Here is a 14,107-nt window from a genome sequence, read left to right on the forward strand (position 1 = left end):
CTCAGCGCGTGAACCGCACGCCCGCGGCCAGGGTACGGGGCGGGGCGAAGCCGGCGACGCCGGTTCCGGTCTCGGACACCTCGATCTCCGCGTCGAACAGATTGGAGGCCGCGACCCACAGGACGGCGGCGTCGGTCAGGCTCCAGTCGGCGCGCAGATCGACGGTTCCGCCGGCGTCCAGCACCCGGCTGTTGAGGTCGTCCTCGAACCGGTCGCTCTCCCAGCGCAGGTCGGCGGCGAGGGTCAGGCGGTCCGTGGCCCGCCAGTCCGCCCCGGCGACGGCGCTGAACCGCGGGGCCTGGGCGGGGCGAAGGCCGGTCAGCTGGGCCGCGGCGGACCCCCCGTCCACCTCGGCGTCGGTCAGCGACAGGGCGGCGCGCAGGCTGAGGGCGTCGGTCAGGGTCAGGCGGCCGTCCAGCTCGATCCCCGTCGCCTCGATGGTCCCGGCGTTCTGGCGCTGGCGCAGGACGCCGCCCGCCGGAACGAAGCCGGCGCGTGGGAAGGTGGCCGGGCCGGTCCCGATGGTGACGTTGACGATGGCCTGGTCCAGCCGGGTCCAGAAGGCGGTGGCGGTCAGGGAGGCCCGGGCGCCGGTCCAGCTCCAGCCCGCCTCGACGCCGCTGAGGGTCTCGGGCTCAAGGGCGGCGTTGGCTTCGGTCAGGTCGTTGCCGACCCGGAAGGGACGGTGCAGCTCATTCAGGGTGGCGGGGCGGAAGCCGGTGTAGGCGGCGGCGCGCAGGGCCTGACCGCCACCGATGTCGCGCCGGACCCCGAGGCGGGCGCTGACCACCTCGCCCGAGCGGTCGGGGTCGGTCTCGTCCAGGGTCGGCAGGCCGGTGGCGAGGTCGCGCTCGAGGCGATGGCCGTCGGCGCTCTCCCAGCGGTCGGCGCGCAGGCCGCCGGCGACCAGCCAGGGGCCGTGGGTCCAGGAGCCCTCGGCGTAGAGGCCCATCACCGAGGTCTCGCCGCCGGCGATCCGGTCGCGGGTGAACTGGCCGCCCATGTAGCGGAAGCGCTCGTGGGTCTCGCCCTCGGTGAAGCGGGCGTCGGCGCCCAGCTCCCACTCCAGCCGGGCGACGCCGCTGAGCGTGACATGGCGCAGGGCGGCGTTGACGCCCCATCCGGTCGCCGGGGTTTCGTACTGGTCGTTGGCGGGGGTGGTGGTCGCGCGGTCGGCGGCGACGGCGACCGAGGTGTTGGCCAGGTCGCTCTCGCGGCGCCAGGCCTGCAGTCGCCAGCCGGGACGGTCGGCGGAGGGCTGGACGGCGGCGGTGGCGGACAGGGCGTTGCCGCTGGCGGTCGAACGGGCCCCCGCGAGGCCGGAGCCGCGATCCTCCTCGAAGGCGGAGGCGCGCAGGGAGACGACAGCCGGACCGACGGGCAGGTCGGCGCGCACCGCGCCGCTGCGGACCTCCAGATCCAGGGGCGTGTCGGCGGCGCCCGCGGCCGCGCCGCGCACCGGGACGTAGCCGTCGCTGGTCTCGTAAAGACCTGAAGCGACGATCCGCGCGGCGCCGACATTCGTCGCGCCCGAGGCCGACAGGCGCGCGCCGCCGCGTTCGGCCACGGAGGCGTCGATGGTCCAGCCCATGTCGCGCTCGCGCAACTGGATGACCCCGGTCAGGGCCCCCGCGCCGTAGGGACCGGCGCCGGCGCCGCGCACGATGTCGAGCCCGGCGAGGCTTTCGGTCGGGACCTGGGACCAGATCACCCAGCCGCCGAAGGGGTCGTTCAGCGGCGCGCCGTCCAGGGTCACCAGCGTCCGGCCCGCGCCGGAGGGGGCGATGGCGCGCAGGCTGATGCCTTGCGTGGTCGGATTGGCCGCGAGGCTGGAGGTTCGGCGGAACAGGGAGACGGCGGGAACGGAGGCCAGGGCCTCGTCCAGCCGCTGCTCGGCGCGCAGGTCGCGGCCGTCCAGGCGGATGACGGCGAAGGCGGCCTCGCCCGCCGCCGGGGGCAGGCGCGCCCCGGTGACGACGACTTCGGGCAGGTCGGTGGGCGGGGGCGGGGGAATCTGCAGCATGAAGCGCTACAATACGCCGGCGGCGTCGGGGTTGCGCCCCCTCAGGCCGCGACCGCCGCTTCCGCCCCGGGTGTGACCGACATCACGCGGCGGATGGCGTTGAGCAGGACGTCCGGCTGGATCGGCTTTTGCGCCACCCCGTCCATGCCGGCGGCCAGATAGTCGGCCTCGTCGCGGGGATCGGCGTTGGCGGTCAGGGCGAGGATGGGCAGGCCCGAGATCGGACCGGGCAGGGCGCGAATGGCGCGGGTGGCCTGGACCCCGTCCATCACCGGCATCTTCACGTCCATCAGGACCAGGTCGAAACGGGCGACCTGGACCCGCTCCACCGCCTCGCGTCCGTTCTCTGCGGTCTCGGAGGTGCAGCCGAACAGCTCCAGCACCTTGCCCGCGACGAAACGGTTGGTGGCGTTGTCGTCCACCACCAGCACATGCAGGGTCTCGTGCGGCGTCGGCGGGAGGGGGCTGTCCTGCGCCGTCGCGACCTCGGCGGAGGCCAGCGGCAGCCGCAGGTCAAAGGTGAAGCGGGCTCCGCCACACGGCGACCGCTCCACGGCGATCCGGCCCTCCATGCGCTCGACGATCTGGCGGCAGATGGCCAGGCCCAATCCGGCCCCGGCGCCCGCGCGGCCCGCGCGGCCTGTGTTGAAGGGGTCGAAGATGGAGGCGGCGGCGTCCTCGGTCACGCCCGGGCCGCTGTCGTCGACGGTGACGACCATGTGGGCGTCGCCGCCCTCGGGCGCCGCGGCGATCCGGACGGCGACCTGGCCCGCGGGGGTGAATTTGATCGCATTGCCGATCAGGTTGTTCAGCAGTTGCTTGAGGCGCACCTCGTCCGCGACGACGTGGCCGGCGTCCGGAGCGTCGCAGATCACGGTCAGGGTCAGCGCCTTCTCTTCCGCGCGCGGGCCCCACAGGGCGGTCAGGTCCCGGGCCACGGCCTCCAGCGACACCGCCCCGGTCTCGAAGGTCATCAGCCCGGCCTCGGCGCGGGACATGTCCAGGGCGTCGGTCAGCAGGCGCAGCAGGCTCTGGCCCGAATCGAGGATGGTGCGGACGTAGGGGCGCATGGCCTCCTGCGTCAGCTCGCGCTCCATCAGGGCGGCGACGCCGAGGACCCCGTTCAGCGGGGTGCGGATCTCGTGGCTCATGACCGCGAGGAATTCGGACTTGGCGCGGCTTGAGGTACGGGCCTCCTGCTCGGCGCGAGCCAGATCGCGGGCCAGGACGCTCATGGCCTGGGCGCGCTTGCGGTGGATGGCGCTGCCGGCCTGGAGCAGGTGGACCCCGGCGCCGACGCCGCTGTAGCGCCCCTTGGTCACCACCACGAAGCCGTTCAGCAGGGCGCCCAGGTTGGCGGCGTCGATCGACTCGAACAGGGTCTCGGCGTCCGCGTCGGCGTCGAGCACCCGCGGGGCCGGGTCCATGAAGCTGGAGGCCGGGCGGCGGGCGTAGAGGGCGCGCCCGAACTCGGCGGCCATGCGCAGGGTGAAGGCGTTGCGCTCGACCAGGCCGACCGGGCGCTGTTCCGCATCGACGACGGCGATGGCCAGGGTGTCGGGTTCGCGCTCGAAACGCTCGAAGACATGGGCACCCGGAGTCTCCGGAGAGATCGGCTCGGCGCCGTTGGCGAAGTCTCCGATTCTGGCCATGCACGCATACTCCCGATGTCCGGGAGTCCGATACGGGCCGCCACTTAATACGAGCTTTGCCGTACGTGAATGTTTCGAGATATTCTCTTGAAAATCAGTCCGTAAGCGGAGTTTAGAGCCGCGCCAGCAGGTCGGCGGCGAAGACCGACAGGGTGTCGTCGCGGGCGCCCATGACGATGACCCGGTCGCCGGGCCGGGCCAGGTCGACGATGCGGTCGCCGCAGGCGTCGCGGGTGGGCAGGGCCTCAGCCTTGCGGCCGGCGGCGCGGGCGCCCGAGGCGATGTCCTCGCTGTTCACGGACCTGTCGGTGGTGCCGCCGTAGTAGACGGGCTCCGGCATCAGCAGGACGTCGTCCTCGCGCATCAGGCCGGCGAAGCCGTCGATGAACTCAGACTTCATCAGCTTCAGCGGGCCGAAGCCGTGCGGCTGGAACAGGATCAGCAGGCGGCCGTCGAAGGCGTGCAGCGTCTTCAGGGTGGCGGCGATCTTGTCCGGGTTGTGGGCGAAGTCGTCGATGACGGTGACGCCGTTCGCGGTCCCGACCACCTCCATGCGGCGGCGGATGCCGGAGAAGGTTTCGAGCGCGGCGGTCGCCTGATCCAGCGGCACGCCCAGCGCGCGGACGGCGCCGAGGGCGGCCAGGGCGTTGGCGACATTGTGGGCGCCGGGGACGTTCAGGGTGACCGGATGTCTGGCTCCGCCCTGCTCGGTCAGGGTGAAGCGCATGCCCGTCGGCCGGGGCTCCAGGTCATGAGCGTTCAGGGTCGCGCTCTCTTCCCCCAGCGCGAAGGTGACGACCTTCTCCGGCGGCAGGGTCTGGGCCAGGGCGGCGGTCTCGGGATTGTCGAGGTTCAGCACGGCCATGGTCGCGCGGCCGGTGAAGCCGCCGAACAGGTCGCGCAGCTCCTCCATCGACTTGTGGTCCAGCGAGATGTTGGAGACCACGGCGACGGTCGGGTCGTAGCGGGCGATGGAGCCGTCTGACTCATCCACCTCAGACACGAACAGGTCGGGGCCGCCGACCAGGGCGCTGGCGAAGGGATGGTCGGCGTCGGCGAAATTCTTCATCACCGCGCCGTTCATGACGGTCGGCGCGCGGCCCGCCTCGTGGAGGATCCAGGCGATCATGCCGGTGATGGTCGACTTGCCGCTGGTGCCCGCCACGCCGATGGAGGTTCCGCCGGCATTGAACAGTTCGCTGAGCAGTTCGGGCCGGGTCTTGATGGTCGCGCCGGCGGCCCTGGCGGCGCCGATGTCCGGGACCGTGTCCTCGATCGCGCCGGTGGCGACGACGATCTGGTCCGCGCGGGTGACGCCCGAGCCGTCCTGGGGGTGCAGGGTCACGCCGTGCGCTTCCAGCCAGGCGAACTTGTCCGGCGTGCGGTTCTGGTCGCGCGAGCGGTCCGAGCCCTCGATCCGGTTCCCGCGCGCCTGCACGATCATCGCCAGCGGCAGCATCCCCGAGCCGCCGATCCCGCAGAAGAAATAGTCGTTCGCCATGAAGGCTGAGTAGAGGGCGAAAGCGGAGAGGGGAAGGGATTGGTTCGCGGGCGCGGCGCGGACTATGAAGGAGGTCGCACAGTCCGGGGATCGCGTCTTGAAGATCGGCATCGTCAACGCCAGCTCGCGCTTCTCCAAGGAACGCGGCGAGGCCATTCAGGCGTGGTTCGCGGCCAATGTGCCGGAGGACTCGATCAAGGTCGTCTTCCATCCGGCGACCTTCCAGAAGCACGGCCATTTCGGCGGGGACGACGCGACGCGCGCCAACGCCTTCGTCGAGTTCGCCAACGATCCGCGGCTGGACGCCGTCTGGTTCGCGCGCGGCGGCTACGGCTCGTGCCGGATCGCGGAGGCGGTGCTGCCGCGCCTGACGGATGAGGCGCGCAAGAAGCGGTATCTGGGCTATTCCGACGCCGGCAGCCTGCTGGCCATCCTCTACAAGGCGGGCTTCCCGCATCTGGCGCACGGGCCGATGGCCTCGGACGCGGTGCGCCATGACGACACCGCCTGGCGGGCGCTGAACTGGCTGAAGAGCGGGGCCTCGTCGTCGTGGGAGCCGTCGCTGCGCACGGATTCCCGCCCGGCGGTCGCCTTCAACCTGAGCATCCTGGACGCCCTGGTCGGCACCGCGCTGGAGCCGGACCTGACCGGCCATGTGCTGATGCTGGAAGACGTGTCCGAGCCGCTGTACCGGATCGACCGGATGATGTTCCACCTGACCGGCCAGGCCTCGATCCGGCGCGTGGCGGGCATCCGGCTGGGCCGGGTGTCGGAGATCGTGGAGAACGACCCGGACTTCGGCCTGACCGCCGAGGAGATCACCCGCTACTGGTGCCAGCGCTCGGGCATTCCCTATCTGGGCGCCGCCGACATCGGCCACGACGGGGCGAACAAGGTGGTGCCGTTCGGACACCGTTAGGACACATTTTGCTCGCGTCGGCGGCGAAGAGGATGGACAGCGGTGTCAGTCCTGGGCCATTAACGCGCCGGTAACCCTGAGGTCTTGGATCCGGGGTTCGCGGGGGTACGGGGGATGCCGGCCTCGCAGGCGGGCCGGTCGGCGTCGGGGGGCGCCGGCCGGTTCGTCGTTTCAGGACACGATCAGCGCGGCGTCACGCCGCTGGCGCCGGCCGTCCGCACGGGCCATCTTGGGCTCCGATGAACCGCCGCACCCTTCTGATCCGCGCCGCCGGGCTGCTCGCTGTCGCCGGCGGAGCATGGTGGGCGCGCGATCACCTGCTGTGGCCCAAGCCGCGCCTGACCTTCGGGCCCGAGGGGGCGACGCCCTGGCTGCCCTATGCGCGGCGCTCGCCCACGCCGACGGTGCGGATCGAGGTGGGCGGCCGCACGGTGCTGGCCCTGATCGACACCGGCGCCCAGTATTCCGTCATCGACCGCGCCCTGTTCGACGCTCTGCCCAGCGAGGGCCGCTCGCTGTTCGACATGCCGCTGGTGGCCTATGGCGTCGGCGGCGGGGCGCAGGTGGGGCGCGGGACCTCGCTGGACCTGACCCTGCCGGGCCTGTCGATCAAGGGACTGCGGGCGGCGATCCTGAACCTGGGGCCGCTGGCCTCGGAGGAGGGCCTGCGGACGCCGCTGATCCTGGGGCAGGACGTGCTGGGCGAGGCGGTGCTGGCGCTGGACCCGGCGCGCCGGTACGCGCGGCTGGTGCGCCGCGAGGCCTTCGTCCGTCCGCCTGACCTGATCGAGGCGGCGGTGCGGCGGCAGGGGACGGCCCTGGTCGCCGAGCTGACGGTCGAAGGGGCCGCCGTGAGCGCCGTGGTGGACACCGGCGCCTCGTCCCTGCTGGGGCTGAGCCGCGAGGCCGCGCACACGGCTGGACTGCTGGACGGGCGGCCCCAGCGCGAGGGGGTCAGCCTGGTGCTGGGCGGCTCGATGCGCTCGACCATCGTGGAGGCGCGGACGGTGACCTTCGCCGACCAGCTGTATCACCGCGTGGACGTGGGCGTGTTCGACCAGCCGCCGCTGCCCAACTTCCCGGGCGGCCTGGTGGGGATGGAGGCGTTCAGGGACCGGCGCGTGGCGCTGGACCTGGGCAAGGGCACGCTGCACCTGTCGCGGGCGCTGGACCTGACGGTGGGTTAGGGGCGGGTCTGGCCCGTGCCGCGGACCACGTATTTGTAGCTGGTCAGCTGTTCCGCCCCGACGGGGCCGCGAGCGTGCAGGCGCGAGGTGGAGATGCCGATCTCGCCGCCGAAGCCGAACTCGCCGCCGTCCGCGAACTGGGTGGAGGCGTTCCACATGACGATGGCGCTGTCGACGGCGTTCAGGAAGGCGGCGGCGGCCTGGGCGTCCTCCGTCACGATGGCCTCGGTGTGGCCCGAGCCGTAGCGGCGGATATGGTTCACCGCCTGATCGAGATCGTCGACCACGCGCACGGCGAGGACGGGGGCCAGGTATTCCGTGGTCCAGTCGCCTTCTTTCGCCGCCGCGATGGAGGGAACCAGCGCCCGGCTGTCGGCGTCGCCGCGCAGGCTGCATCCGGCGGCTTCGAGCGCGCTGGCCAGTCGAGGCAGCAGGGCCGAAGCGCAGGCGCGGTCGACCAGCAGGGTTTCGGTGGCGCCGCAGACCGAGACGCGGCGCATCTTGGCGTTCAGGACGATCCGCTCGGCCATGCCCGGATCGGCGGCGGCGTGCACATAGGTGTGGCACAGCCCCTCGAGGTGGCCGAGCACGGGCACGCGCGCCTCGGCCTGCACCCGGGCGACCAGGCTCTTGCCGCCGCGCGGGATCAGCAGGTCGACGGTTCCCTCGAGCCCGGTCAGCAGGGCGCCGACGGCGGCGCGGTCAGGCGTGTCGACCAGCTGGACCGCGTCGGCGGGCAGGCCGGCGGCCTGAAGCCCCTCGACCATCGCGGCGTGGATGGCCAGCGACGACGACAGGCAGTCCGAGCCGCAGCGCAACAGGGCGACATTGCCGGAGCGCAAGCACAGGGCGGCGGCGTCCGCCGTCACATTGGGGCGGCTCTCATAGATGATGGCCAGCACGCCGATGGGGGTGGAGACGCGGGCGATGTCCAGGCCGTTGGGCCGGGTCCAGCGGGCGGTCTCGCGGCCCAGCGGATCCGGCAGGCCCGCGACCTCCGCTACGGCGTCGGCGATGGCGGCGATGCGGGCGGGGCTTAGCGCCAGCCGGTCGATCAGGGCCTCGGACAGGCCGTTGTCGCGGGCGCGGGCGATGTCCTCGACGTTGGCGGCCAGGATGGCGTCCGAGCGGGCGCGCAGGGCGGCGGCGGCGGCGTGGAGCGCGCGGGTGCGGACCTCGGGCGGGGCCATGCGGATCGCCTCGGCGGCGGCCCTGGCGCGGCGGCCGCGCTGAAGCATCTGTTCGGCGATGGCGGTCATGCGTCGCCCTCCAGCACCAGGTCGTCGCGGTGGATGGCGACCTGAGGCCCCCTGTAGCCGACCAGTCCCTCGATCTCGCCGGTCTGGCGGCCCTGGATCAGGGTCATCTCCTCGGCGGAGAAGGCGGCGAGGCCGACAGCGGCGGACCGGCCGTCGGGGGTGACGACGCGGACGCTGTCGCCCCGGTCGAAGCGGCCCTCGACGGCGCGGACGCCCGAGGGCAGCAGGCTCTTGCCGGCGCGGAGCGCGGCCACGGCGCCGTCGTCGACGACCAGCCGTCCGGCCGGATCGACGCTGCCCGCGATCCACGACTTCCACGCCGCCATCGGACCGGCGGGGGCGGGGATCAGGGTGGCCCTCGCGCCGTCCAGGACGGCGGCCAGCGGGCGCTCGGTCAGGCCCGAGGCGATGACGGTGGCGCAGCCCGCCGAGCGGGCGATGCGGGCGGCCTCCAGCTTGGTGCGCATGCCGCCCGTGCCGACCGAGGCGGAGGCGTTGGCCTCGCCCGCCATGGCCATGACCTCGGGCGTCAGGGTCTCGACCAGCGGCAGGTGGGCGGCGTTCGGATTGGACCGGGGGTCGGCGTCGTAAAGGCCGTCGATGTCGCTGAGCAGGACCAGCAGGTCGGCGCGCGCCAGCTGGGCCGTGCGGGCGGCCAGGCGGTCGTTGTCGCCGTAGCGGATCTCCTCGGTGGCGACGGTGTCGTTCTCATTGACCACGGGCACGGCCTTGAGCCGCAGCAGGGCGTCCAGGGTCGAGCGGGCGTTGAGCCAGCGACGGCGGCGCTCGGTGTCGTCGCGGGTCAGCAGGACCTGGGCCGGGATCAGGCCGTGGGGCGACAGGGCGGTCTCCCACGCCTGCATCAGCAGGGACTGGCCGGCGGCGGCGGCGGCCTGTTTCTCATCCAGCCGGGCGGACTTGGACAGGCCGAGACGCCCGCGTCCCAGCGCGACGGCGCCGGAGGAGACCACGACCACCTCCACGCCCCGGGCGCGCAGGTCGGCGATCTCCTGCCCCAGCGCGGCCAGGCGCGGGCCGTTCGGCCGCCCGTCCGCGATCAGCAGGGCGGAGCCGACCTTGAGGACAAGGCGGCGCGAGGCGGCGAGGGCGGAGGCGGCGGAGGAGGACATGGATCGACCTTGCCGCGCCGTGTGCGCCGCAACAAGACGTTCTAGAGGTTGCTGAACGTGTCGCAGACCGCCGGATCGCCGCTGTCATAGCCGCGCCGCAGCCAGGCCATGCGGTCGGCGGACGAGCCGTGGGTGAAGCTGTCGGGCGAGACGCGGCCGCCCGAGCGGCGTTGCAGGGTGTCGTCGCCGATGGCCGAGGCGGTCTTCAGACCCTCTTCCATATCTCCGGCGGTCAGGGCGACCTGGCCGTTCGAGACCGCCGAGGCGTTGGCGGCCCAGACGCCGGCGTAGCAGTCGGCCTGGAGCTCCAGCGCGACGGAATAGCGGTTGGCCTCGGCCTCACCCGAGGCGCGCTGCTGGGCCCGCCGCACCTGATCCGAGGCGCCGGTCAGAGTCTGGACGTGGTGGCCGTATTCGTGGGCGATCACATAGGCGCGGGCGAAGTCGGCGCCCGAGGCCCCCAGCTGTGTCTCCATCTCCTGCCAGAAGCCGAGATCCAGATACACGCGGCGGTCGGTGGGGCAGTAGAAGGGGCCCATGGCCGACTGGCCCATGCCGCAGCCGGTCTGGGTGCCCTGTTCGTACAGGACCACGGTCGGCGGCTGATAGCCCTGCAGCTTGGTGCGCCAGACGTCGTCGATATTGGCGCCGATCACATCGACGAACTGGCCGGCCTGATCCTGCGGCGTGCCCGCCTTGCCTTCCTGCTGTTCAGCGCCGACGCCGCCCAGCTGGCTGGTGATCTGCTGGGTGGTCGAGGGATCGATCCCGAACACGAAATAGCCGATGGCCGCCAGAACCAGGGCGCCGACGCCCCCGCCGGCCAATCCCACCGGGCCCATGCCGCGCCGGTCCTCGATATTGCCGCCGCGGCGGCCGCCTTCCCAACGCATGACCCGTCCTCCCTCGCCTCAGACCGTGAGCGAAGCCGTAACGCGGTCCGGACGCAAGGGATGCGCCCGATTTCCGCCTGCTAATTCGGTCGGCGGTCCAGCCAGGCGTCGATCTGGCCTACGCCCGCTTCCGTGGCGCGGCGGCGCTCGGTCGCAGAGCGGCGCAGGGCCTGTTCGTCCTCCGGCGCGCGCAGGGCGCGGGGCGCGGAGGGAACGTAGGGGTCGGCGGTGCGGCGGCTCTGGAGATCCATACGGTTCAGCCGGGTCTCGAGTTCGAGCTGACGCGCGGTGGCCTCGCGCTGGTCCGCCTGCAGGCGCAGGCGATCCATCTCGTACCGGTGCTGCTCGGCCTGCCAACGGTGCTGCTCATAGGCGGACGCGCCTAGCGGCGGGATCTGGGCCAAGGTCTGGGCCTGGGCGACATTGGCCAGCAACAGCGGCGCGGCGACGGCGGCGAGGATCAGGGCGCGGGTCATGATCCGAAGGTGGTCCCGCGAGGCCGGATATCCAAGCGTGGCCGGAACCGGACCGGCCCGATTTCGGTTGTGGAAATGGAGCGTCGTCCGCAAAGGAGCCTGCCGTGACCACTTCCCCCGCTGATCCGGGCTTCAGCCGCGATCCGGAACTGGAACAGGCGCGCGGAACCGGGCGGCCGGCGAAGTCGGAGATGTCGGGCGAGGATCACGCCGACGACCCTGCCCCCAACCGGCACATCCATTTCTCGCCCGATCCCGAGCAGGATCAGGCCATCGACCAGACCGACGAGCGCTTGATCTCCTGATCCTCGAGCTCGCGCGTGGTCTTCACGCGGTATTCCGCGAGGAAGTCGAGGCCGGTCTTTGGGAAATAGGTCCGGCCTGGGTCGCCGATCAGGACGCGGGTTCCGTTGGCGCGGGCCTGGCCCAGCCAGCCCAGCACCCGTTCGGTCATCGGCGCCTCGTAGCAAACGTCGCCGGCGCAGATGACGTCGACCGGCGGCGGCGGGGCGTCGAGCAGGTTCCGGTCCGTGAAGGACAGGGCGACGCCGTTGGCCTGGGCGTTCAGCGCCACCGCCGCCGCGCAGAACGGATCGATATCCGCGCCGAGGGCGGAGACCGCGCCCGCCTTCATCGCCGCGATGCCGACCAGTCCCGAGCCGGTGGCGAAGTCCAGCACCCGCTTGCCGCGACCTCCTGAGGATTGTCGAGCAGCCAGCGCGCCACCGCCTGTCCGCCCGCCCAGGCGAAGGCCCAGAAGGGCGGCGGCAGGCCTAGTTCGCCCAGCTCTTCCTCGGTCAGGCGCCAGATCGGCGTGATCTCGTCGGCCAGCCACAGCGAAATCTCCGGCGCATGCGGCACGGCCTGCAGCCGGGTGTTGGCGAGGATGAAGGCGGTCGGATCAGTGATGGCCATGGGGCTCCCTAGCACGCCGGGCGACGCGGAACCCGGCTTGCCGCGCCGCAGACTCGGCTATATGAAGCGTATACGTATCGTATATTCAGGAGCGCCCGGTGGGGATCGTCAACATCGAGGATGAGCTGCACGAGCAGCTACGCCGGGCCAGCCGGGCGTCGTGCCGGTCGATCAACGCCCAGGCGGCGTTCTGGATCAGGATCGGCATGCTGGGCGAGCTGAATCCTGGCCTGACCTTCCAGGAGCTGGCGGCGCGCGAGCTGAAGGCCGCGGGCGTCGGCGCCGCCGATCTGACGGGCGCGGCGGCGTGATCAAGACGCCGGCCGAGGTCGAGGTGATGGCGGAGGCCGGGCGTCTGCTCGCCTCGGTGTTCGCCCATCTGGATGCGCTGCCCCTGGCGGGCATGGACACGCTTCAGGTCAACGACCTGGTCGAGGCCTTCATCGTGGAGCGGCTTCAGGCCCGCCCCGCCAGCAAAGGTCAGTACGGCTACGGCTTCGTGCTGAACAGTTCGCGCAACGCCGTCGTCTGCCACGGCGTGCCGTCGCGCGACGATGTCCTGCAGGACGGCGACATCGTCAATTTCGACATCACCCTGGAGAAGAACGGCTTCATCGCGGACTCCAGCAAGACCTATCTGATCGGCGAGGTGGCGCCCCCGGCGAAGCGGCTGGTCCAGACCACCTATGAGGCGATGTGGAAGGGCATTCGCGCGGTGCGTCCGGGCGCGACCCTGGGCGATGTCGGGCATGCGATCGAACAGCACGCCAAGCGCGCCGGCTATTCGATCGTGCGCGACTACTGCGGTCACGGCATCGGGCGCGAGATGCACGAGGCGCCGCAGGTGCTGCATTTCGGAAAGCCGGGGACCGGCCTGAAGCTGCGCGAGGGCATGGTCTTCACCATCGAGCCCATGCTGAACCAGGGCCGCCGGACGGTGCGCACCGAGGCGGACGAATGGACCGTCGTGACGGAGGACGGGAAGCTGTCCGCCCAGTTCGAGCACACGGTGGCGGTCACCCGCGACGGCGTCCGCGTGCTGACCCTGCGGGCGGAAGAGGCGCGGCCCACCCGCGAGCGGCGGCGCGCCGTGGGGGGACTGGTCGGCCGATAGGGCCGCGACGCCAGATGGCCTAGGAGGAGTTCCGGGCGCTGGCCGCGCGCAGCACCTCAATGTAGCCGCCGGCCACCTCCATCCGCTCGCCCTGCGGCTTGCTCCGTACGGCCCGATGAAGGGCCGGCAGCCGCCAGCAGGGGACGTGCATGAACAGGTGATGCTCGGCGTGGAAATTGACCCAGTAGGGGGCGATGAAGGCGCGCTCCCACCAGCTTGCGCGAGTGGTGCGGGCGGCGCGGAAGGGGTCTTCGGCCGAATCCTCGACGCAGGCGTGTTCGGCGATGTTGCGCAGGCGGGTGACCATCGGGAACCAGGTCGCCATCGGCAGCAGCCACAGCACGAAATACGCCCACCAGATCCCCGCCAGCGTCAGCCCCGCCAGCAGAGCCAGGTTCACCAGCAGGAAGGGCAGGATCGAGCGCCCGGTGACGATCGCCTCATAGTCGTGGTCGTCGGTGGCTCTTGCCGCCCTGGCGCCGCGCATGGCGGCCAGCGGCAGCAACACCCGCTGCTTGAAGAAGGTCTGGCCGGTCAGGTCGCGCACGATCTTGCGGCGCAGGGAGGCGGGCGAGACAGGGAAGGGCGCCGACAGCACCAGATCCGGGTCCTCCGGCTGCTGGGCGAAACGGTGATGCGACAGGTGATAGGGGCGGTAGGCGCCGAGCGAGGCGCCGATCGGCACGGCGCACAGCCAATGGCCGAGAAAATCGTTCAACCGCGTGTTCGTCGACAGGCCGCCGTGCGCCGCCTCGTGCATCAGGATGGCCAGACCCAGCTGGCGCGTGCCGATGACGGCCACGCAGAGCGGGATCAGCAGTGGCCACAGCACGCCGACGGCGACCGCCAACGCGATGACGCCCCAGCAGTGCGCGACCAGCAGCGGCCCGATCCAGGCGCGACGCGTCTGGAACGGCGCCCATTCCTGGGGCGTGAACAGATCGGTCGGACGGGCGCGGGGCGCGGTGGGCATGAGGCCAGGATACGTCCGTCCGGTCCGTGCGCAAAGAGGACGGTCCATTGTCGGGCGATCCTGAC

13 protein-coding genes and 1 pseudogene are annotated in these 14,107 nt (G+C 71.9%); 5 read left to right on the top strand and 9 right to left on the bottom strand.

What is annotated here, in order from left to right; translation table 11 throughout:
- Nucleotide 1 precedes the first annotated feature (1 nt).
- The 3 genes from AC3WRV_RS04200 to AC3WRV_RS04210 all read right to left on the bottom strand — a co-directional run bounded on the left by AC3WRV_RS04200 (nt 2) and on the right by AC3WRV_RS04210 (nt 5,176).
- Nucleotides 2-2,023: a TonB-dependent receptor gene (locus tag AC3WRV_RS04200; RefSeq protein ID WP_492312259.1), complete on the bottom strand. Its 2,022-nt coding sequence runs from the start codon at nt 2,021-2,023 to the stop codon at nt 2-4.
- A 41-nt stretch (nt 2,024-2,064) separates the two neighbouring features.
- The gene (locus tag AC3WRV_RS04205) at nt 2,065-3,675 is read right to left on the bottom strand and encodes an ATP-binding protein (protein ID WP_492312260.1); all 1,611 of its coding nucleotides are present in this window, start codon (nt 3,673-3,675) and stop codon (nt 2,065-2,067) included.
- A gap of 112 nt (nt 3,676-3,787) precedes the next feature.
- The gene (locus AC3WRV_RS04210; RefSeq protein ID WP_492312261.1) at nt 3,788-5,176 is read right to left on the bottom strand and encodes a UDP-N-acetylmuramate--L-alanine ligase; all 1,389 of its coding nucleotides are present in this window, start codon (nt 5,174-5,176) and stop codon (nt 3,788-3,790) included.
- Nucleotides 5,177-5,273: 97 nt separating this feature from the next.
- Here AC3WRV_RS04210 and AC3WRV_RS04215 point away from each other — a divergent pair, with 97 nt between their 5' ends.
- Complete coding sequence (locus AC3WRV_RS04215; protein WP_492312262.1) at nt 5,274-6,095, top strand: LD-carboxypeptidase; 822 nt, start codon at nt 5,274-5,276, stop codon at nt 6,093-6,095.
- Nucleotides 6,096-6,334: 239 nt separating this feature from the next.
- Nucleotides 6,335-7,282 carry a retropepsin-like aspartic protease gene (locus tag AC3WRV_RS04220; RefSeq protein WP_291836086.1) on the top strand — a complete coding sequence of 316 codons (948 nt, stop codon included), beginning with the start codon at nt 6,335-6,337 and terminating at the stop codon, nt 7,280-7,282.
- Here AC3WRV_RS04220 and AC3WRV_RS04225 read toward each other — a convergent pair.
- From AC3WRV_RS04225 to AC3WRV_RS04240, 4 genes are all read right to left on the bottom strand, one after another.
- On the bottom strand, nt 7,279-8,541 hold the full coding sequence (locus tag AC3WRV_RS04225; RefSeq protein WP_492312263.1) for a glutamate-5-semialdehyde dehydrogenase: 1,263 nt from the start codon (nt 8,539-8,541) through the stop codon (nt 7,279-7,281). The genes AC3WRV_RS04220 and AC3WRV_RS04225 overlap by 4 nt on opposite strands.
- On the bottom strand, nt 8,538-9,671 hold the full coding sequence (proB, locus tag AC3WRV_RS04230) for a glutamate 5-kinase (RefSeq protein WP_492312264.1): 1,134 nt from the start codon (nt 9,669-9,671) through the stop codon (nt 8,538-8,540). Before proB ends, AC3WRV_RS04225 begins: the two co-directional genes overlap by 4 nt.
- A 41-nt stretch (nt 9,672-9,712) precedes the next feature.
- Nucleotides 9,713-10,564, bottom strand: a complete 852-nt coding sequence (gene ypfJ / locus AC3WRV_RS04235; protein WP_291832247.1) for a KPN_02809 family neutral zinc metallopeptidase — start codon at nt 10,562-10,564, stop codon at nt 9,713-9,715.
- An 80-nt stretch (nt 10,565-10,644) separates the two neighbouring features.
- Entirely contained in the window at nt 10,645-11,040 is a 396-nt protein-coding gene (locus AC3WRV_RS04240) for a hypothetical protein (RefSeq protein ID WP_492312265.1), read from the bottom strand.
- A 104-nt stretch (nt 11,041-11,144) separates the two neighbouring features.
- Between AC3WRV_RS04240 and AC3WRV_RS04245 the strand changes: the two genes are divergently transcribed.
- On the top strand, nt 11,145-11,345 hold the full coding sequence (locus AC3WRV_RS04245; RefSeq protein WP_492312266.1) for a hypothetical protein: 201 nt from the start codon (nt 11,145-11,147) through the stop codon (nt 11,343-11,345).
- Here the strand turns inward: AC3WRV_RS04245 and AC3WRV_RS04250 are convergent.
- Nucleotides 11,306-11,955: pseudogene (locus tag AC3WRV_RS04250) on the bottom strand (class I SAM-dependent methyltransferase). The gene AC3WRV_RS04245 and the pseudogene AC3WRV_RS04250 overlap by 40 nt on opposite strands.
- A gap of 98 nt (nt 11,956-12,053) precedes the next feature.
- Between AC3WRV_RS04250 and AC3WRV_RS04255 the strand changes: the two are divergent.
- Both AC3WRV_RS04255 and map read left to right on the top strand, forming a co-directional pair.
- Nucleotides 12,054-12,266, top strand: a complete 213-nt coding sequence (locus AC3WRV_RS04255) for a ParD-like family protein (RefSeq protein ID WP_291832251.1) — start codon at nt 12,054-12,056, stop codon at nt 12,264-12,266.
- On the top strand, nt 12,263-13,069 hold the full coding sequence (map, locus tag AC3WRV_RS04260; protein WP_492312267.1) for a type I methionyl aminopeptidase: 807 nt from the start codon (nt 12,263-12,265) through the stop codon (nt 13,067-13,069). The genes AC3WRV_RS04255 and map overlap by 4 nt, the downstream gene beginning before the upstream one ends.
- 19 nt (nt 13,070-13,088) lie before the next feature.
- Here map and AC3WRV_RS04265 read toward each other — a convergent pair whose 3' ends face one another.
- Nucleotides 13,089-14,042, bottom strand: a complete 954-nt coding sequence (locus tag AC3WRV_RS04265) for a fatty acid desaturase family protein (RefSeq protein ID WP_492312268.1) — start codon at nt 14,040-14,042, stop codon at nt 13,089-13,091.
- Between the last annotated feature and the right edge of the window lie 65 nt (nt 14,043-14,107).

The sequence above is a fragment of the Brevundimonas sp. EU05-FHT14B11 genome (genome assembly GCF_058790835.1).